A 19,818-nucleotide genomic window follows, 5' to 3' on the forward strand; every position below is an offset into this window, starting at 1 on the left:
ATACCAATGAGTACACCCCTAATATGAACAGCGACCATCAACGAAATCCCTCCACAGCCATGAAGAAACTGACCCACGGCATTACCTTTTTTGCACTGTTATTCGCCATATGCTGCCTGGCACCCTCGCAGGCACAGGCCCAATGGAGCATCGGCGCCTCCTACGAAATACGCGAAGAGTCTCCCAAGAACGGTTTTGGAGGTCGCATAGGTTACGCCCTGCTGGGCAACCAGTCCATGTTGGACGTGCGCCTGCGTGCCCATCTTAGTTATTTTTCGGAGGAGTACGACAACTATCGTGACTTCGGCGTACCGGCAGAACTGACCAACTACGACTTTGGCCTGATGGCCGTAGGCGGTCTCTCCCTGGGCCTGCTGAAGCCTTATGTGGGACTCGGCCTCGGGGCCAGTACCTTTAAATTGCAGGGCGATGACCTGCCCCAGAATTCTCCCTTCGACGAGTCGGAGAGCGACAGTAAGATCAGCTGGACCGGCATGGTGGGCGCTGAGGTGAGTCCGCTGCCCTTCCTGCATCCCTTTATCGAGTATCGCTTTGAACCGGCCGACCGGCCCGGATTTGCTGATATCCGGGACAGTGACACCGGACGCTTTATCTTCGGGCTCTCCCTTTCGTTCTGAGCCCCCTGGTTATAACCAGTACAAAGGCGGACAATCCTGTGATTGTCCGCCTTTTTTTAAACGGGAAATGCTATTTTCCCGGTTTGTTACGAAATACGAACAGGTTGGTAAATGAGCAATCTGTTCGTTTAATTGAATGTATGGCAATCATTAGCCGTTTTACAGCTAGCATACGGCCGTCAACGGTATCCTCATGGCAGAGTCCCGGATTACATACCAATATGATCTTGACAGCTATAAGCTGGACCAGCCTCGTCAAGAGGAACTGGACCAGCTGCTGCGGGTCTGCCAGTACCATCTTTCTTCGGTGGATACCGACATGGTCACCCGCGCCTTCAAGCTCTGCTACCTTTCCCACGAAGGCGTAGAGCGGGCCTCCGGCGAGTCCTACTACCACCACCCGCTCGCGGTGGCCAAGATCATGGCCTCCGAGATCAACCTGGACGACGTCTCCATCGTGGCCGCCCTGCTGCACGACACGGTGGAGGACACCGAGGTTACGCTGGTCGACATCGAGGAGCATTTCGGGGAGACGGTCGCCCACCTGATCGACGGGGTGACCAAGATTACCGGGGTCTTTAAGAGCCGCGACACCAAGCAGGCGGAGACCTTCATGAAGATGCTCCTGAAGATGGCGGAGGACATCCGCGTGGTGCTGATCAAGTTCGCCGACCGGCTCCACAACATGCGCACCATCCAGCATCTGCCGAGGGAAAAGCAGCTGCAGATCGCCGGGGAGACCATGAACCTCTACGCTCCACTGGCCCACCGTTTCGGGCTTTTTAACCTGAAAAGCGAGCTGGAGGATCTCTGTTTTAAGGTGCTCGATCCCAATTCCTATAAGTTTATCGCGCGCAAGCTCAAGGAGAAAAAGGAGTCGCGCGAGGCCTTTGTGGAGGAGTTCATGGAGCCCATCAGCAATGAGCTGGAGGATCAGGGCTACAAGTTTGAGATCAAGGGACGTCCGAAGCACATTTTCTCCATCTTCCGCAAAATGCAGCACCAGCAGAAGCCCTTCGAGGAGATCTACGACCTCTTTGCCATCCGCATCATCCTGGAAAATCCCCATACCAAGGAGGACTGCTGGAAGGTCTATTCGGTCATCACCGACTGGTACACTCCCATCCCCAAGCGCTTCCGCGATTTCATCTCTGTACCCAAGGCCAACGGCTACCAGTCCCTGCACACCACCGTGATTACCCGGAAAGGGCGCAAGGTGGAGGTGCAGATCCGCACACGGAAAATGGACGACATAGCCGAGAAAGGGGTGGCCGCTCACTGGAAGTACAAGGAGGGCAAGGAGGGATCGGAAAACCTGGACCGCTTTGTGGACTGGGTGCGAGATATCCTGGACAACCCGCGGCCGGATACGGCCACGGAGTTCGTGGAGGATTTCCAGCTGAACCTCTACCAGGACGAGATCTACGCCTTTACCCCCAACGGAGAGCTGCGCACGCTGCCGGCGGGCGCCACGCCCATCGACTTTGCCTTCGATATCCACAGCGAGATCGGTGAGCATGCCCAGGCCGCCAAAGTGAACGGCAAGATGGCTCCGCTTCGCCAGAAGCTGGAGACCGGCGACCAGGTGGAGATTATTACGGGCAACAATATCAACCTGAATCCTGACTGGATCGACGACGTGGTGACCCACAAGGCCAAGTCGCGCATACGCCAGTTTATCAAGCAGAAGGAGCGGGATGTGGCCGACGAGGGGCGCGAGATCTGGGAGAAGCAGGCCAAGCGTAAAAAGATCGAGATATCCGATCAGGACCTGATGCGGGTGGCCCACAAGTTCGACTACGATTCCACCCAGCAGATGTTTTTTGAGATTGGCAAGGGCACCTTCGATGTGCAGTCGCTGACCAAGCTGGCCAAGGACTTCACAAGCAAGGGGCGCCTGGAGGACCCGGATGACAGGCCGGAGCAGGCTCGGAGGGAGCTCTCGGAGAAGGAGATACAGGAATCCTATATCAACGCGGCGCGCTCCATATCAGACGACAAGAGCCTCATCATCAACGGGCAGCTTACCAACGTCAAATACTCCTATGCCAACTGCTGCAACCCCATCCCCGGAGATGACGTAATCGGTTTCGTCAGCCGGGTGGGCGATGTGAAAATCCACCGCTCCAACTGCAAAAACGTGCGCCATCTCATTCAGACCGACGGCGAGCGCATCGTGGACGTTTCATGGGCCAAGAACATAGACACCAAGTTCCTGGGTGCGGTCAAGGTGATCGGCGAAGACCGGGTGGGCATGATCAACGATCTTACGGATGTGCTATCCAAATCGCTGCAGACCAACATGAAAAGTATCAACGTAAACTCCGACAGCGGAATGTTTGAGGGTATCCTTACCGTTTATGTGGAAGACATTGAACACCTCGACCGCATCATCGCCAAATTGTCCAAGGTGGAGGGGGTAAAAAACGTGTTACGTTACGAGTAACTTTTTGATTTTCATATCTGTTGCAAAAACAATATCATCTACCGTGATTTTGGAGGAGTGCCCCCCCGGTTGCATCTCATATAGGATCATTCGCTATACCCCACAGCATAATAAGGACGACTAAAGGCAAAACTGAAATATGATTACGTACACCAAAAGAGATTTAGTTCGCAGAGTCGCGGAAAACCTGGATGAACCCATGGTCCAGGCGGAGCCCTGGGTGGACGCTGTTCTCGTGGCCATTCGCGAGACCATGATGTCCGCCGATCCCACCTGCCGCATTGAACTTCGCGATTTCGGCGTTTTCGAGGTCAAAAAAACCAAGGCCAAGCCCAAGGCACGCAACCCCAAAACCAACGAAGTGATCTACGTGCCGGCCCACCGCAAAACCCACTTCAAGCCGAGCAAGCTGTTGAAGGAATTCCTGAAGCAGCCCCTGGAAGAAGTAGAAGAACAGGAAGGCTGATTTGAACAGGTACGGACGCATCATCGGTGTTGATGTAGGCACCAAGCATGTGGGACTTGCGCGCACGGATCTGTTGCGCACCATCGCCAATCCTATCGGCACCTACAGTCCTGATGACGCTTTTGCCAAACTGGAGGAACTGGCCCGAACGGACCAGGTGGAAAAGATCGTGGTGGGCTGGCCGCTCACCCCGGAAGGCAAGGAGGGGGCCGCCGTCGAGATGGTGGAGCAGTTCCTGGAGAAGCTACACCGCATTCTTCCAGACATGGAAGTGGATAAAATAGACGAGCGCTACACCTCTAAGGAAGCGGTTCAGGTGATGGTTGAATCGGGGGTGCCGAAGATGAAGCGCCGGGAAAGCGATCGAATCAACCGGGCGGCGGCGGCCATCATCCTGCAGAAATACCTGAACCTGCAGAACTGACTCTTTCCATGGCTATACTGCCCATACTTACCTACGACGACGATGTCCTTTACCGGGAGACGGAACCGGTGGAGGAGAGCACCTCCGCCCTCCAGCAGCTCATCGACGATATGTTCGAGACCATGTACAACGCCGACGGGGTGGGACTTGCTGCGCCCCAGGTAGACCGTACCGAGCGGGTATTCGTCATCGACGCCGACAGTATGGCCGAGGAAGATGGGGAAGAAGGCCCCGGTCCCCTGGTCATGATCAACCCTGAAATCACCTTCGCCAGCGACCGTCAGGTTGAGATCGAGGAGGGGTGCCTGAGCATTCCCGGCGTCAACGCCGCGGTGCGACGGCCGGAGGAGATCGAGGTTGCCTACCTGGACCGCGACCTGGAGAGGCAGCGCTTGCGCGTGAACGGTATCCTGGCGCGCGTGATTCAGCACGAAACCGACCACCTCCACGGCGTGCTTTTCCTGGACCACCTATCTGTTTTCAAGCGCAAGCTGTTGGGATCGAAGCTCAGGGAGATCGCCGACGGACGAATAGAGGCCGATTATCCCCTGGCCCCGAAGTAGACGTCCGACTTCCCGACTTCCCGACTTCGGACTTCGGACTTCGGACTTCCCGACTTTCCGACTTTTAGACTTTAAGACTTGGAATGAAAATCGTTTTCATGGGCTCGCCCGATTTCGCCGTTCCCAGCCTGGAACGCCTGCAGGTTTCCGGGCATGAGATCGTCGCGGTGGTCAGCAATGTGGACAAGCGGCGGGGCCGAGGCGGGGACGCCTCCCCCACACCGGTAAAAAGGCGCGCCCTCGAATTGGACCTCCCTGTGATTGAGGTGGAGAATCTGGACGATCCGGGCTTCCACGAGCGGCTTCGCGCGAAAGGGGCCGATCTATTTGTAGTGGTGGCCTTTCGCATCCTGCCCGATGCCGTGCTTGACATCCCTCCCAAGGGTACGGTCAACCTGCACGCCTCCCTGCTGCCCCGGTACCGTGGAGCGGCGCCCATCCACTGGGCCGTTATTAATGGGGAGGAAGAGACCGGCTGCACGGTCTTTTTTGTGCAGAGCGAGGTGGACACCGGCCAGATCCTGCTGCAGCGATCAACGCCCATCGGACCCGAGGAGATTACGGGCGACCTCTACGCCCGGCTCAAGGGGTTGGGGGCGGATCTGCTGGCGGAGGGCTTGGACCTTATCGCATCTGGCGACTACACCCTCCGCGACCAGGATCACGGGATGGCCACGGCCGCGCCCAAGCTCTTTCCGGAAGACGCCCGGCTCGACTTCTCCCGGCCGGCTCTGGAGGTGCACAATCGGATACGCGGACTCAGTCCGGTACCGGGCGCCTGGGCGGAACTCGACGACCTCAAGTTCACCATCTACCGCTCGCGGGTGGGGCCGGACGGTACGGGCCTGGCACCGGGCCGGTTGGATGAGCGCAACGGCAGCCTGTTGACAGGTTGCGGCAAAGGCGGAAGCGTGGAACTGGTGCAGGTGCAGCTGGCCGGCAAGAAGCGTATGGCCGGGATGGACTTTTTCCGCGGTTACCACGGCACGGGGGTTTTGCATGGATGATCCGTGTCCAATCTTGAGTTGAAAAATTTACGGAATATTTAGATATACCTGTCCACCAAACCCTACAACCAAGCATCACGGCACCTATGGATCTGCCCCCCCTTTTAGAAGCCGCCCGAAACGGTGATTTCAACACACTGGAGAAGCTCCACCGTGACGGAGCCGACCTGGACGAGACTGCCCGTAACGGTTCCACCGCGCTTATCCTTGCCGCCCAGCATGACCATGAAGAGGTGGTGCGCTACCTGCTGGAGGAGGGCGCCGATACGAATGTCACCACGTCCATGGGCGGAAGCGCACTCAATAAAGCCGCCGAGAACGGTAACCTGGAGATGATGAAGCTGCTAATGGACAAGGGGGCGGAGATCGGTGGACTCGCACTGATCGTGGCCGCGCGGGAGGGCAAGCTCGACGCGGTAAAGCTGCTGGTGGAAAAGGGTGCCGACGTGAACGTCAAGCAACGCTGGGGACAGACTGCCATTATGCAGGCGGCACGCGAGGGTCACGCCCTGGTGATCCGCTACCTGCTCGAGAAGGGGGGCAACGTGAAGGCGCGAGACAAAAACGGGGAGACCGCTCTTTCCATCGCCATGGACAACGATCAGGTGGATGTGGGCGCCCAGCTCCGACGGGCCGGTGCCGTCATGTCCTCCCAGAACAAGACGCCCCTGGCGCGGGAGGAAGCCGATATGGACGATGACGACGATTCGGGTCCCGATATCGAGCTGGACGACGTGATCGACGAGGACGAGGTTCCCGAAGACATGGATATGGACGATTAGGTTTTATCCGCTTTTCCCCTTCCCGTGACATTCCCCGAGCCCCCTTGCCGCCTTGCTAATTGTTAAATGTAATGGTACTTTTTGGGCCCTTCAGGCGGGAGTGAAAAGCCCTGTGGAATGTCTTGAAGGCTCCCGCCCGAACCGACCGCTAATCAGCATACAGCAATAGTTTTTATGGCTAAAATCAAAGTTGGAATCAACGGATTTGGACGCATAGGAAGGCTGGTGGCGCGCTCAATCCTGGCCTACCATGGTGACGAAATGGAAATCGTGGGCATCAACGACCTGACCGACGCCCACACACTGGCGCACCTTTTTGAGCACGATTCGGTGCACGGGCGCTACGGGGGAGAAGTGAGCGCCTCCGAAAACGCCATTTCCATCGACGGAATGGAAATCGGTATCTCCTCTGAGCGTGATCCCTCCCAGTTGCAGTGGGGTAAACGCGGGGCCTCCATTGTGGTGGAGTCCACCGGTATTTTCCGCAAGGAGGAGGATGCGCGCAAGCATCTGGATGCCGGCGCCGACAAGGTGATTATCTCCGCCCCCGCCAAGAGTCCCGGCGTCAAGACCGTGGTGCTGGGCGTCAACGACGAGGTGATTGATCATAAGACCCGCATCTATTCCAACGCCAGCTGCACCACCAACTGCCTGGCTCCCATGGTGAAGGTGCTCGACGATGCCTTTGGGCTGAAAAAGGGATTCATGACGACCGTCCACGCCTATACCGGCGACCAGCAGCTGGTCGACGGTCCTCATAATGATTTGCGGCGTGCCCGTGCGGCCGCCCACAACATCGTGCCCACCACCACCGGTGCTGCCAAGGCGGTGGGACTGGTGCTTCCGCACCTGGAAGGAAAACTGGACGGCAACGCCGTGCGCGTACCGGTGCCCGACGGTTCGCTGACCGACCTGACGGCCGTGCTCGGGAGAAGTGTTACCGAACAGGAGCTGCTCGATGTCTACCGGGAGGCCGCCTCCGACGGACCGATGAAGGGCATTCTGCAGTACTCCGAGGACGAGCTGGTGTCCACCGATATCCTCAGCAACCCGTACTCCTGCATTTTCGACAGCAAGATGACCAAGGCGGACGGCGACCTGGTGAAAATCGTTGCCTGGTACGACAACGAGGCCGGATATTCGGCGCGTACCGCGGACCTCATCGCCCGCATCGCCTGACAGGGCCATCGGCCGGGAACACCCGATTCCCGGATGCATCCGTGGCTGGAATTTCCGATATTATACCTTTGAAAACATCGGGACGTAGCGCAGTCCGGTAGCGCACTTCGTTCGGGACGAAGGGGTCGCTGGTTCAAATCCAGTCGTCCCGACCCTTCTGGGACCTGCCTTATTCGGCGGGTCCTTTTTTTTGTCTGCATGTTGGCGTCGAACGTTCCACGGCAGGCACGGGTTTTGTGGATGATGGGTAAGAAATCCAATCCAGGTTCACACATCTCGAATGATCGACTGGAAAAAGGTACAACACTACGCCTCCGAGGGTAGCCCCGACCCGCCGCGGCGGGTGGAGAAATCCGAGGAGGAGTGGAAAGAGGAACTCTCGCCCGATACCTTCCGCATTGCGCGCCGTCACGGGACCGAGCGTCCCTTTTCGGGGGCGTACTGCGAAGCTCACGCGCCCGGACTATACGCCTGCGCCTGCTGTGGCACGGAACTTTTCGCCTCGCACGGCAAATTTGAATCGCGATCCGGCTGGCCCAGCTTTACGCGCCCCGTATCGGATGACGTTCTACGCTACAGGGAGGATCACAGTCATGGCATGCACCGCATCGAGGTCCTCTGCAACGTCTGCGACGCCCACCTGGGACATGTCTTTCCGGACGGTCCCGAACCCACGGGCTTACGCTACTGCGTCAACTCTGCAGCGCTCAGCCTGCAGGAAGGGGAGTGAATGGAACCTGTGGTGTGGAGATTTCCAGTCATCCGACTTTTTCAGCAGGGAATTGAATTTCAAAGCGGGTGCCCTCACCGACGGTGGAGTGCACTTTCAGGCTGGCCCCGCAGATGTCGGTCAGCTGTTTGACGATATGCATGCCCAACCCGTAACTGTGTTCGTTGTCGGTACCCGATCGCCCGTCTCCGTTGTGTTTTTCGAACAGTCGGTCAAGGTCCTCGTCCGAGATACCGATGCCCGTGTCGGACACGGTCGCCTCCAGGGTTCCCTTCCCGTTGTCGCTGCCGTGGAATTCCAGGTCTACCTCGATGCGACCACCGCGCGGGGTGAATTTGACCGAATTGGAAACCAGGTTCGCTATGATGCGCGTAAATTTCTGGTCATCCAGCTTCAGCCTGGGTATGTTGCTCTCCAGGTTTAGCGCCAGGTCAATTTTCTTGTTGGCTGCAGAAAATTCATAGAGCTGCAGTACCTGCCTGATACTCTGGGCGGGATCGCATTCCACGGGTGAGGCGCGCAGGTTGCGAAAATGTACCAGTTCGCTGTCAAGGAGTTCGGTCACGATCTGCAGCAGGCGTTCGGCGCTATCCTTGATGATTCCCACCAGTTCCCGCCGCTCCTCGCGCGATTCTTCGGACTCTTCCAGCAGGAAGTCGGAAGCCCCGATGATGCCCATGAGCGGATTGCGCATGTCATGGCTCACCACGCTCATCAGTTCGTTTTTCTGTTTGTTGAGGGCTTCCAGCTCTTTCTGCTTTCTGCGGAGTTCAAGACGTGCCACCACTTCGTCCGCCAGCACCTTCAGGTCCTTGCGTTGATCGGGGGTCAGGGATCGTGTTTGGGTATCCAGCACGCACAGGGCGCCTATGGCATGTCCGTTGGAGGTCACCAGGGGCGCACCTGCGTAGAAGCGGTATCGGGGCGCCCCCTTGACGTAAGAGGCGTTGCTGAAGCGTTCGTCCTTGCGAAGGTCCGATACCTCTAACAGTTCATCCTGCAGGATGGTGTATTGGCAGACGGATTTTTCACGCGGAGAATGGTCAATCTTGGTTCCGTACGCCGACTTGGTCCACTGACGGGATGAATCCAGCAGGTTGATTCGTGATACGGGCGCCTCACAGATGCGGGAGGCCAGGCGTGTTAGACCGTCGAACTCCTGCTCCGGGAGGCTGTCCAGGATATCCAGTGCGTAGAGTGCTTTTATCCGGTCCTCCTCGTCGGAAGGTCTTGGGGCTGGCACTACGCCGGCCGAGTTGTCGTTTTGGTTATTCATGTACGTGGTGGTGGATTTTCGCCTTCAAACCCCGTCCCTTTTTTATTATAGTGATTATGGACTATTCTTTCATCCGAGGCAGGGGAATTCCCATTTCATGCATTCCAAGGCCAGGATGTCTATATTGCAAATACCTAAAGCATCAGTAATTCGGAGAAATGATGATGAATGAACCCCTGGTACTGCTGGTGGAGGACAATCCCAGCATCTACAAGCTTATTCTCTATAAGCTGAAAGGCAGTGGTTACAGGACCGAGCATCGCGACAACGGTCCGGACGGGCTGAAGGCCGTCAGGGAGCTGCGGCCAGACCTGATGGTGCTGGATGTGATGCTGCCCGGCATGAACGGTTTTGAGCTGCTGCGTGAGGTGCGAGGAGACGAAGATGAGGAGATCCGGGATACCAGGGTGATCATGCTCACCACAAAAAACCGGGAGGAGGACCTGGAGCAGGGCTTTGAGTTGCAGGTGGAGGATTATATGGGCAAGCCGTTCAAACCCGCCGAACTCCTCATGCGTATCCAGAAAATTTTGGGCTGAGTCCCACCGACTATGGCTTTTCTCTTGCTGCAGAGCGCCGCCTACGCGGACTGGTCCATGGGCGTACTGTGGATCTGCAGTCTGGTGCTGGGCGGCATCACCCTCCTGCTCTTTGCGGCATCGCTTTACGTCCGCTCCCGGCACGCCCGTTTCGACCGGATACTGCGCGAGCGAAGGGAACACTTTTTTCCCCTTGTCATGGCATACCTGGAGGGGGCGCGAAACCGGGAAAGCTTTGATGAAGAACTCACAGGCAGAGGCGTGGATTATATCGCACTGGAGCAGGTGATCACCGATCTCCTGGAACATATTGAAGGAGAGGAGGTTGTGAAACTGCAGCACCTGTTGGAGCTCCCCGTCATTGCGAACTACCATCTGCGGCAGCTGGAATCAGACGATCCCTTCGAGCGCATCAAGGCCTGCAACTACATCAGCTCTGTAAACCTGGTCACCGACGTGACGACCCGCCTGGTGGAGCGCAACCTTGACGCGGACCATCAGTTGCTGGTATTTTCCGCCGCTTCGGCAATGATGTCCTCTGACGAATGTGACGTTCGCGCCCGTGCGCTTCGTGCGGCCGCCGAACGCGAAGGACTCTCGGGCATGGCCGTCCTGGAGATGTTCTACAAATTTCACCGTCCTGAGCTGGAGCAGATGGACGAGGAGGCCCGGCAGCTTCGGAAAATCCTGGAAGAGGGAAGCATTCCAGCAAGGAGCCTGGCCTATCTCGTCCGCGGGGTGGCGGAAGCCGGTTATTTTCAGCTCAGCGACTATTTGTTGGCTAAGCTGCGAAGTGAGCATCCGCGATGGCAGCGGGCCGAAGTGCTTGCTGCATTGATCCGCGCCCTGGGCGAGATCTTCAACCCGGCGGCGTCGGTCGACATACGCTCCCTCATCTATCACCCCTCAGCCCTGGTGCGCCTGGCCTGCGCGAAGGCCCTGTCGGACCTGCTCGAACAGAGTAATCTGCCGGCCCTCTACAACCTGCTCTATGACCCGGAAATGCGGGTCCGTTTCCAGGCGGTCAAAGGACTGCTCTCGGAGGGGCGGTGGGGACCTGCGCTTCTGGATGAGGTCCTGCGCTTCAAGCCCGAAATACTGGAACTCAGGGAGCGCGCCCATGTTTGATCCGGCAGGCTTTTACGAACTGCTCTCCTCCAACGTGGATGGGGTTATGGACGTACTGGCTCCCTTCAACTGGTTTGTGATCGGCTATTTTCTGCTGCTCAATACCAGCTACATCGTGCTGGTGCTGCTCTCCTTTTTCCACATCCGCCGGCAGGTTCGCCGCTCCAGCGTCTACAAAATGACCGGCTTGTTTAGCTCGGACCTCTATAAGCCGGTAAGCATCCTGGCACCTGCCTACAACGAGGAGGCCACCATTATCGACTCGGTGGACGCACTGCTGCAGATCCAGTTCCCGGATTTCGAGGTGATCGTGATCAATGACGGTAGCAGCGACGCCACGCTGGAGCGTCTCAGGAAGCATTACGAGCTCTATGAGGTCCCGCCGCCCTTGGACATGCCCATTGATCACGAACCTATTCGGCAGGTCTACCGCTCCCGCATGCACCGCGAGCTGGTGGTGGTGGACAAGGAGAACGGGCGCAAAGCGGATGCCCTGAACGCGGGATTGAACGTGGCTGACAAGGAGTTGGCCTGCGCCATCGACGCCGATTCCATCCTCGAGCCGGACGTGCTGATGAAGATGCTTCGCGCCTTCGTGGAGGACGACCGTACGGTGGCCGTGGGAGGTATTGTGCGGGTGGCCAACGGCTGTACGATTCGTCACAGTGTGATCGAGGAGGTGGGTATGCCCGATACCTACCTGGCGCGCATTCAGGCGCTGGAGTATCTGCGCGCCTTTCTATTCGGCCGGGTGGGCTGGGACTACATGGAGAGCCTGCTTATTATCTCAGGAGCCTTCGGAGTATTCGACCGCTCGGCGGTGCTGAAGGTGGGCGGTTTTCTCAAGGAGACCGTGGGTGAGGATATGGAGCTGGTTGTGCGCCTGCACCGCCACCACATCGAAAACGACATTCCCTATCACATCCGCTTTCTACCCGAACCGGTGTGCTGGACACAGGTGCCGGAGGACTGGGAGACGTTGGGCAGGCAGCGCAACCGCTGGCAGCGCGGCCTCTTTGACACCCTCTGGCGCCACCGGAAAATGCTTTTCAATCCCAGCTACGGACGCCTCGGCATGCTGGCCATGCCATTTTTTCTCTTTTTTGAGCTGCTGGGACCGGTGGTCGAACTTCTGGGATTTCTCTACTTCTTTGTCGTGCTTGCTCTCGGGGCCGTAAACACCCCCTTTGTGCTGTTGTTCTTTTGTACGGCCATCCTGCTGGGGATGATCCTGTCGGTTTCGTCGGTGCTCTGCGAGGAGTTCACCTTCCGCCGGTATCCCGGCATGAGGGATGTGGCACTCCTGGCCGGCTACGCTTTCCTGGAAAATATCGGTTATCGGCAGATCCATACCTGGTGGCGCTTCCGTGGGCTGGTGGACTTCCTCAAGGGCAACATGGACTGGGGGGAGATGGTGCGCCATCGCTTTGACGACGAGTCTACAGAAGGAGGGGCGGACACCCCCGCACGGGAGGTTACTCCGGGATGGCGCAGGCGTCTTATTCCCTGGGTCTACCGCGGAGTGGTGAGCGTCGTGGCCCTGCTGCTCGTGCTGCTGGTGGTACAGGTGCTGGTCTTCGAAGGCGTGTTGCCGGCGTATCTGCTGCCCTTTTCCTGATCCCGTTTCCCCGGTTGCACGGTCTCCGTCTTATGGTATTTTAGGTAAAATCCAGTCAAAATACGCAAGGTGATTTCCATGCATATGCCCAAAAGCGTGATTCCGGGCGACTGATTCGTACGGTGGTTATTCACTGCGCAGGCTCTTCACCGGGTTCATGGTGGCCGCTCTGAGCGACTGCCAGCTGACCGTCAGCAGGCAGATGAGCACCCCGGCCAGCAGGGTGACAGCGAAGACGCCCGCGCCGATCTCTGTGCGGAAAGCGAAATCCTGCAGCCAGCGGTCCATGAACCACCAGGCCGGCAGGGAGGCCAGCAGGAAGGCCAGCCCCACCAACGCCAGGAACTCGCGGGAGATGAGGAAGATGATGTGGGAGATGCCGGCGCCCAGCACCTTGCGGATACCGATTTCCTTGGTACGCCGGGAGGTGGTGAAGGCCACCAGTCCGAAAAGTCCCATACAGGCGATAAACACGGCCAATCCTGAGAATATGCCGTAGATGCCGGCCAGCCGCGACTGAGTGTTGTACTGGGTGGCGTAATCCTCATCCAGGAAGAAATAGTTGAAGGTATAGCCTGGGAAAAACTCCTCCCAGGTGGAGCGCATGTGTTCGATCATTCCCGAGGCACCGGAAAGGCCCTGCGCGGCGTCGAAACGCAGGGCGTAGTAGTCGAAATATTGCGGCTCGACGACCATCACCATGGGCTGGATATTATGTTGCAGGCCGTGGTGATGGTAGTTCTCAATGACTCCTAGCACCGGGTCTTCCAGCAGGCTGTTGATGGTGGTAACCTGCTTGCCTATGGCTTCGGCGGGGGAGTCCCAACCGAAGGCCTCCACGGCGGCGCGGTTGATGACTACGCCGGACTGCGCGTCGGAGGGCCGCTCAGGATCAAAGGCGCGGCCCGCCGCAAGTTCCAGTCCGAAGGTGGGGATGTAGTCGAAGTCTACCGGCAGGTACTCCACCGATAGGCTCTGATCGGGATTCTGCCCCTCACCATAGGCCAGTATGCTGCGCCAGCCGGACCGGCCGGGGGTGGCCATGGCAGAGGTGACCTGCGTGACGGCTGGGTGAGAGGCCAGCTGCTGCTTGACGGTGACATACTGATTCGGACTAAGGGAGGACTGTCCGCGGCGCGCGTCCATCACCACCACCTGCTCCTTCTGGAAGCCCAGTTCTTCGGATTGCATATAGTCGAGCTGCTTGACCACCACTACGGTACATATGATAAGAAAGCAGGTGACGGCAAACTGGAAGACCACCAGCCCCTTGCGCAACGTCGCCCCTTTCCCAAAACTGGTAAAACCGCTCTTGAGAACCTGAACCGGCCGGAAAGCCGAAAGCAGGAAGGCGGGGTAGAGGCCTGACAGCAGACCGACAACCACCACAAAGCCCAGCAGGACCACCCCCATGGCCGGCGTGAAGAGATCGCCCCAGGTGAAGGCGTTTTGGGTGAGGTGGTTGAACAGGGGCAGGGCCCAGACGGCCAGTCCCATGGCCAGAACCATGCTGAAGAAGGCGGTGAGGGTGGATTCGGTCAAAAACTGCACAATAAGCCCGCGCCTTCCGGAGCCTACGGTCTTGCGAATGCCTACCTCCTTGGCACGCTCCAGCGAGCGGGCGGTTGAGAGATTCATGAAATTGATACAGGCGATGATCAGCAGGAAGAGGGCGATGCCCCCCAGAAGGTATAGGTAGCTGATATCGCTGGAGGGCCCGAGTCTGTTGCCGGTGTTCACCCTCAGGTAGATATCTTGCAGGGGTTCCAGGCGCACCTCCGGCTCCATGTTGAGTCCCCGAAAGTAGTCGCCTGCCTTCTCCATGTAGATGTCCCGAACCTTATCGCGAAGGGCATCCACGTCCGTGCCCGGGCGCACCAGCACGTAGTTGTACATATTGAGGTCGAGCCAGTGCTGGTCGATGGCGTTCTCGAAGGTGGGCCGTACCTGCTTCCAGCTCTCGAAGGATACCAGGGCGTCGAACTGCAGGTGGGAGTTGTCCGGGACGTTCTCCGCCACACCGGTGACGGTGAACTGCAGGGAATCACGCAGGGTGAGGGTCTGTCCCAGGGCCGTGGCGTCTCCGAAGTACTTATCCCGGAGATCTTCGGTGATAACCACGCTGCCGGGCGCGTCGAGGGCCGTGGAAGGGTCGCCTTCGGCCAGGGGAAAGTCGAATACCTCCAGGAATTCGCCGTCCGCCACCAGCGTGTTGTCGAAGTAATGGCGCCCCTGGTGGCTGACGGGCCACGATTCGCTGCGCAGGTAGACGGCCTCCTCGACTTCCGGATACTCCGACTCGAGCACCTGTCCCAGCGCCCAGCCGTTGGTGTGGTAGCTGGAGGTGGCTACGCGGTAGATGCGGTCCGCGTTGTCATGCCACCGGTCGAAACTGAGTTCGAATCGCAGGTAGAGCACCATCAGAAGGCAGGCCGCCAGGGCCACGGCCAGTCCCATGATATTGATGAAGGCATAGCCCTTTCGCCGGCGGAAGTTTCGGAAGGTGATCTTCAGGAAGTTGGGCATGAGGGTGAACAGGCGGCTGCGGCCTTCCCATTCTTTTCTGGGTTTTTTGCCCCTGCGCGCCACGCGGTACTGATCCTCGAGTGCATCCAGGTCTTCCAGCTCCCCGGCGGTGACCCGCCGGAAGGCTTCCTCCGCTTCGATGCCGCTTTCCACCAGGTCGTCGATCCGGTCGCGCAGGTGACTTTCCAGCTCCTCTACGTGGCCGGGTTCGAGCTGGCGTCTTTTTCGAAGCTCCTTTCTCCAGGCCTTGATGGCCTCCTCAAGACTGAATGCATCCATAGTGCCTCCACATCTGGTATACCTAATTGTATTAGGGGTTACAGGTAAGCATACCTAATATAACCGGGTAAGGTTACAAAGAAATATAGGGAGGACCGGCCGTTGTGATAGAGGCCGTGAAAGGGGGGCGGTGCGTGCTCAGGCAGGATGGATCTCGTAGGTGCTGCGGATTTCGGTGGCCTTTTCCAAGGCCTTGGAGACCGAGCAGTACTTGCCCAGGGAGAGATCGATGGCGCGCTCCACCTTTGCGGGATCGATGTCGCCGGTGAAAATATATTTAACGTCTACGGTCTCGAACTCCGAGTAGGTGTCGCGGCTCTTCTTGTCGCCGGTGACCTCGATGCGAAAATCGCGGACATCCTGCTTCTGTTTGCGCAGTATACCGGCAATGTCGATGGCGCTGCAGGCGCCGATGCCGGCCAGCAGCAGCTGGAGCGGGGAGATGCCGCCCTCCAGTCCGCCCACCGTGCCTGAACCGTCCAGGCGGATTTTACCTCCGCTCTCGTTGCGGGCTTCAAAATGCTGTTCCTGGTCGAGTTGTTGGATGCTGATCTTCATGAATGGTATGGCCCTATTTGTGATGTTTGTGTCGGGGTTTGGCGTGCCGTTTCTCCAGCCTCTTCACTAAGCGCTCAAGGGAGACGTCCTTCTCCTGCATGAGCACCATCAGGTGAAAAAGCAGGTCGGCCACCTCCCCGGTGAATTTCTTTTTCTTGTCGTTCTTGGCCTCGATGACGGTCTCCACGGCCTCCTCACCCACCTTCTGGGCGATCTTGTCCAGTCCCTTGTCGAAGAGGTAGGTGGTGTAGGAATCCTCGGGACGCTCCTCGCGGCGGCTACGGATCAGGGCCTCCAGCTCGGTCAGGAAGGCCAGGCGGGAGGCCGGTGGATCGAAATCTTTGCGGTGGAAACAGGTCTCCTCGCCAGTATGACAGACGGGTCCCGTGGGTTCGGCCAGCACGAGGAGGGTGTCGCGATCGCAGTCGGCCTGGAGATCCACCAGGCGGAGCCGATTACCCGAACTCTCGCCCTTGGTCCAGAGCCGCTCCTTGCTGCGGCTGTAAAAGGTGACCAGCTCCTGCTCGAGGGTCTGCCGAACCGCCTCGCGGTTCATGTAACCGAGCATGAGTACGCGTCCGTCGCCGGCGTCCTGAATGACGGCCGGCAGCAGGCCGCCTCCCTTGTCAAAATCCAGTGCTTCGATGTCCAATGCGTTCTCTTTCATGGGATGGTGCGGGCCCTCGGGCCCCGTCGGTTTATTCGGTTTGGCGGGTGGACGTTCGGCGGACCGTAACGCCCTCCCTGTGCATGATTTCCTTGAGCTTTTCCACCGATATCTCGCCGAAGTGGAAAATGCTGGCCGCAAGCACCGCATCAGCCTTTCCTTCGCGCACGGCCTCCACGCAGTGCTGCGGCCCTCCTGCGCCCCCGCTGGCGATGACGGGGATGCCCAGGCGTGCGTCGGCGCGGCGCAGCAGCTCCAAGTCAAAGCCCGATTTGGTGCCGTCGCGGTCCATGCTGGTCAACAGGATTTCCCCCGCCCCGCGTTCTTCAGCCTCTTCCATCCAGGCAAGGGCGTCCCTGCCGGTGGCTTTGGAGCCCCCGGAAATGTATACCTCCCAGGAGTCCCCGGCATGCTTGGCGTCCACCGCGGCTACGATGCACTGCGAACCGAAGGCTGCCGCGACGCGGTTGATCAGATCGGGATCGCGCACAATGGCGCTGTTCAGGGACACCTTGTCGGCCCCGGCCCGCAGGAGGCCGGCGACCTCCTCCACCGATCCTATGCCTCCGCCCACGGTGAAAGGGATGTCCAGCTCCCGTGCGATGCGGCGGACCAAATCCGCCAGGGTACGCCTCTTCTCCTTTGTGGCGGTGATGTCCAGGAAGACCAGCTCGTCGGCTCCTTCGGCGGCGTAGCGACGGGCCAGCTCAACGGGGTCGCCCGCATCCCGCAGGCCTTCGAAATTGATCCCCTTGACGGTGCGGCCGTCTTTGATGTCCAGGCAGGGTATGATACGTTTTGCGAGCATGGGGGAGAGGTACCGGATGTCGGAGTGGGGAAAGTATACCCAACTTTTGCCAGAAAATCTGTCGGTTGTGGGACTTCGGAGCCGCCCGGCTCCATTACGTATAGAGCTTCAGTTCGTCCAGGGTGACCTTCTTTTCGTAGTAGGCCCGTCCCACCACCGCGGCGGCAAGGCCGACCTCCCGCAGGTCTTGCAGGTCGGCTGCCGAACTCACCCCGCCCGAAGCGATGAAATACAGCTCGGGGTACTGCTCCTGCAGATCCCGGTAGAGGGCAATGTTGGGACCCTCCAGTGTGCCATCCCTTGCGATATCGGTGCAGAGCACATACTGAAGTCCCCTGTCGATCATGGGCTGCAGAAAGGTGTCGATGGACTGCGCGGAGGTCTTCTCCCAGCCCGAATAGGCGATCCTGCCCTCCTTCAGGTCCATACCCAGTACGGCCCGGCCGGGATGTTCCTCCAGCAGGCGGTACCACGCCTTTGGCTTGCGAACCGCAAGGGAGCTGCAGATTACTCGGGACACGCCGGCCTCCAGCAGCCGGAGGGCGTCGTCGTAGGAGCGCACACCGCCGCCGGCCTGCACCTCCACGCCGGTCTCCTCTACCATGCGGGTGATATGTGAAAGATTCACGAAAGCGCCTTCGCGCGCCCCGTTGAGATCAACCACATGCAGGAAGCGGAAACCCGCATCGGCAAAGGTACGGGCCTCTTCCAGTGGTCGGTTGTTGTAGACGGTGACCTTTTCGTAGTCGCCCTTGGTAAGGCGGACCACCCGGCCGTCCAGAAGGTCGATAGCGGGAATGACGTTCACAGTATTCAGGGTCTGAGGTGGGATTGCGGTTTGGCTAACGCGGACACGGCACAGAGCGACAGGCACCAGTCCCGGTTCAGGAAGTTAACAAGAAAACAGGGGGAATATCAGACCGGATTGTCCTTTCTGGCCGGTGGTGGATTTGCGACGGCTAGTAGGAATACTTCAGGCGCAGGAAGAAGAGATTCTGGGTGTCCAGCGACGCGCGGAAGAGCCTCCCCTTGAGCAGCTGGGCGAGGACCATAAGGTCCAGGTTTTCACCCAGGGAGTAGCTTGCCTGGGGGATGATCACGGCCAGGGGACGGTCGAAGCTGCCCATGACACCCAAACTGGAGCTTATCAGGGGATGCAGCTGGTAGGAGGCGTTCAGGAACCAGCCGCTGCGCGCGATAAAGAGGTTGTCCGCCGTCGGGGGACGCACAAGTCGGGCAAGAGGCTCCCCTGTGCGCCGGTATCCCCCGTTGTAGAGCACTTCGCCCTGCAAATAGATCCCGAACGGCAGCATGTAGTCGACTCCCACGGTTGCCGTAAGGTGTCCCGCAGTCTCCAGCAGTTCGTCTTCGGGATGGAACCATGATACTTCGCCCTTCATGCCCGCCTGCCCGAGATACCCTGCCCAACCTGCGCCCACTACTATTTGCCTGCGGTAGTAGCCCCCGAGGAATTGCACGTCGTAGCTGCCCCAGCTCTCCCGTACCATGCCGGCCAGCACGGAGCCTTCCAAGTCACGGCCCATCCGCCAGGCGCCCTCTACCCCGGCGGCGTAACTCCAGTTGTACTGCGCGCTGAGGGCGTCCACCCCCGGGCGTTCCTCGTAGTCAAAATCGAGAAAGGCGTAGTTATTGAACAAATCGTTGGGATTCCAGATGTAGGTGCGTCCCCAGTTGATGCGCTGACGGCCGGCGTGAACCTCCAGGTCACCTGAAAACCAGCTCAGGTGCAACCGGTCAATATTCGAGTGTATGAGCGTTTGTTCCCCGCTGTGCCACACCCAGGAGAGGTCGGCATAGCCGGAATCGTGTTCGTAGTATTCCTTCAGGCCTGCACCGTGTCGGATGCTGTAACCGGTCAGCAGGCGCGTGCGCATGTCGGCCTGTACCGTGAGAGCGCGAGAGATGGACCAAGAGGACTCAAGGCGGTGGTGCAGTATGTTGTCATAGCGGAACCGTTTGAAGGCGTTGTCCGTCGAAATATGAGCCAATTCTTTCAGGTATCCCCCCAGTTTTAGGGTCCCGGCGCCCGAATCCTGGGCCAAAAGGGGGGCGGCGAGGGTGCCCGACAGTAGAAGTGCAGGAAGGAATTGCAGCAGGGAAGGGGGGCGGAAGGGTAGAGACATGCCCGCTCTAAGTCCGTGCCAAAGCCATTTAAATACGTTA

19 protein-coding genes and 1 tRNA gene are annotated in these 19,818 nt (G+C 58.8%); 13 read left to right on the forward strand and 7 right to left on the reverse strand.

The genetic code is table 11. From position 1 onward, the window contains the following. The first annotated feature begins 23 nt into the window (after positions 1 to 23). The 10 genes from U5K31_00760 (at position 24) to msrB (ending at position 8,235) form a co-directional block, all read left to right on the forward strand. Positions 24 to 638, forward strand: coding sequence for an outer membrane beta-barrel protein (locus U5K31_00760; protein ID MDZ7771271.1), 615 nt, complete (start codon positions 24 to 26; stop codon positions 636 to 638). 193 nt (positions 639 to 831) lie between these two features. Beyond that, positions 832 to 3,084 carry a bifunctional (p)ppGpp synthetase/guanosine-3',5'-bis(diphosphate) 3'-pyrophosphohydrolase gene (locus tag U5K31_00765; protein MDZ7771272.1) on the forward strand — a complete coding sequence of 751 codons (2,253 nt, stop codon included), beginning with the start codon at positions 832 to 834 and terminating at the stop codon, positions 3,082 to 3,084. 139 nt (positions 3,085 to 3,223) lie between these two features. After that, positions 3,224 to 3,550 (forward strand): HU family DNA-binding protein, encoded by a 327-nt coding sequence (locus U5K31_00770; GenBank protein ID MDZ7771273.1) that lies wholly within the window; start codon positions 3,224 to 3,226, stop codon positions 3,548 to 3,550. Position 3,551: 1 nt separating this feature from the next. Further along, positions 3,552 to 3,974 (forward strand): Holliday junction resolvase RuvX, encoded by a 423-nt coding sequence (gene ruvX, locus U5K31_00775; protein ID MDZ7771274.1) that lies wholly within the window; start codon positions 3,552 to 3,554, stop codon positions 3,972 to 3,974. An 8-nt stretch (positions 3,975 to 3,982) separates the two neighbouring features. Further along, entirely contained in the window at positions 3,983 to 4,537 is a 555-nt protein-coding gene (def, locus tag U5K31_00780; protein ID MDZ7771275.1) for a peptide deformylase, read from the forward strand. Positions 4,538 to 4,620: 83 nt separating this feature from the next. Then, the gene (fmt, locus tag U5K31_00785) at positions 4,621 to 5,544 is read left to right on the forward strand and encodes a methionyl-tRNA formyltransferase (protein MDZ7771276.1); all 924 of its coding nucleotides are present in this window, start codon (positions 4,621 to 4,623) and stop codon (positions 5,542 to 5,544) included. Between the two features lie 86 nt (positions 5,545 to 5,630). Then, positions 5,631 to 6,326 carry an ankyrin repeat domain-containing protein gene (locus tag U5K31_00790; GenBank protein ID MDZ7771277.1) on the forward strand — a complete coding sequence of 232 codons (696 nt, stop codon included), beginning with the start codon at positions 5,631 to 5,633 and terminating at the stop codon, positions 6,324 to 6,326. A 174-nt stretch (positions 6,327 to 6,500) separates the two neighbouring features. Then, positions 6,501 to 7,505, forward strand: a complete 1,005-nt coding sequence (gap, locus tag U5K31_00795) for a type I glyceraldehyde-3-phosphate dehydrogenase (GenBank protein ID MDZ7771278.1) — start codon at positions 6,501 to 6,503, stop codon at positions 7,503 to 7,505. A gap of 78 nt (positions 7,506 to 7,583) precedes the next feature. Then, a tRNA-Pro gene (locus U5K31_00800) sits at positions 7,584 to 7,657 on the forward strand. A 128-nt stretch (positions 7,658 to 7,785) separates the two neighbouring features. Then, positions 7,786 to 8,235, forward strand: a complete 450-nt coding sequence (gene msrB / locus U5K31_00805; protein MDZ7771279.1) for a peptide-methionine (R)-S-oxide reductase MsrB — start codon at positions 7,786 to 7,788, stop codon at positions 8,233 to 8,235. Between the two features lie 28 nt (positions 8,236 to 8,263). Here the strand turns inward: msrB and U5K31_00810 are convergent, their stop codons facing one another. Next, positions 8,264 to 9,511 (reverse strand): GAF domain-containing sensor histidine kinase, encoded by a 1,248-nt coding sequence (locus U5K31_00810; GenBank protein ID MDZ7771280.1) that lies wholly within the window; start codon positions 9,509 to 9,511, stop codon positions 8,264 to 8,266. A gap of 164 nt (positions 9,512 to 9,675) precedes the next feature. Here U5K31_00810 and U5K31_00815 point away from each other — a divergent pair, with 164 nt between their 5' ends. Genes U5K31_00815 through U5K31_00825 form a run of 3 tightly spaced genes read left to right on the forward strand, consistent with a single transcriptional unit; the run spans position 9,676 to position 12,796 of the window. After that, positions 9,676 to 10,050, forward strand: coding sequence for a response regulator (locus tag U5K31_00815; GenBank protein MDZ7771281.1), 375 nt, complete (start codon positions 9,676 to 9,678; stop codon positions 10,048 to 10,050). 12 nt (positions 10,051 to 10,062) lie between these two features. Beyond that, positions 10,063 to 11,178: a HEAT repeat domain-containing protein gene (locus U5K31_00820; protein ID MDZ7771282.1), complete on the forward strand. Its 1,116-nt coding sequence runs from the start codon at positions 10,063 to 10,065 to the stop codon at positions 11,176 to 11,178. Then, a complete protein-coding gene (locus U5K31_00825) occupies positions 11,171 to 12,796 on the forward strand; it encodes a glycosyltransferase (protein MDZ7771283.1) in 1,626 nt (541 codons plus the stop codon). Before U5K31_00820 ends, U5K31_00825 begins: the two co-directional genes overlap by 8 nt. Before the next feature lie 126 nt (positions 12,797 to 12,922). Here the strand turns inward: U5K31_00825 and U5K31_00830 are convergent, their stop codons facing one another. The 6 genes from U5K31_00830 to U5K31_00855 form a co-directional block, all read right to left on the reverse strand. After that, on the reverse strand, positions 12,923 to 15,601 hold the full coding sequence (locus U5K31_00830; GenBank protein MDZ7771284.1) for an ABC transporter permease: 2,679 nt from the start codon (positions 15,599 to 15,601) through the stop codon (positions 12,923 to 12,925). A 138-nt stretch (positions 15,602 to 15,739) separates the two neighbouring features. Further along, positions 15,740 to 16,159, reverse strand: coding sequence for an OsmC family protein (locus U5K31_00835; GenBank protein ID MDZ7771285.1), 420 nt, complete (start codon positions 16,157 to 16,159; stop codon positions 15,740 to 15,742). Positions 16,160 to 16,172: 13 nt separating this feature from the next. Then, a complete protein-coding gene (gene hisIE, locus U5K31_00840) occupies positions 16,173 to 16,826 on the reverse strand; it encodes a bifunctional phosphoribosyl-AMP cyclohydrolase/phosphoribosyl-ATP diphosphatase HisIE (protein ID MDZ7771286.1) in 654 nt (217 codons plus the stop codon). 31 nt (positions 16,827 to 16,857) lie between these two features. Continuing rightward, complete coding sequence (hisF, locus tag U5K31_00845; protein ID MDZ7771287.1) at positions 16,858 to 17,634, reverse strand: imidazole glycerol phosphate synthase subunit HisF; 777 nt, start codon at positions 17,632 to 17,634, stop codon at positions 16,858 to 16,860. Between the two features lie 94 nt (positions 17,635 to 17,728). Further along, positions 17,729 to 18,442: a 1-(5-phosphoribosyl)-5-[(5-phosphoribosylamino)methylideneamino]imidazole-4-carboxamide isomerase gene (gene hisA, locus U5K31_00850; GenBank protein MDZ7771288.1), complete on the reverse strand. Its 714-nt coding sequence runs from the start codon at positions 18,440 to 18,442 to the stop codon at positions 17,729 to 17,731. 151 nt (positions 18,443 to 18,593) lie between these two features. Then, entirely contained in the window at positions 18,594 to 19,778 is a 1,185-nt protein-coding gene (locus U5K31_00855) for a hypothetical protein (GenBank protein ID MDZ7771289.1), read from the reverse strand. Positions 19,779 to 19,818: the final 40 nt, after the last annotated feature.

It is taken from the genome of Balneolaceae bacterium (genome assembly GCA_034521445.1).
In the GTDB taxonomy this organism is placed as follows: domain Bacteria; phylum Bacteroidota; class Rhodothermia; order Balneolales; family Balneolaceae; genus JAXHMM01.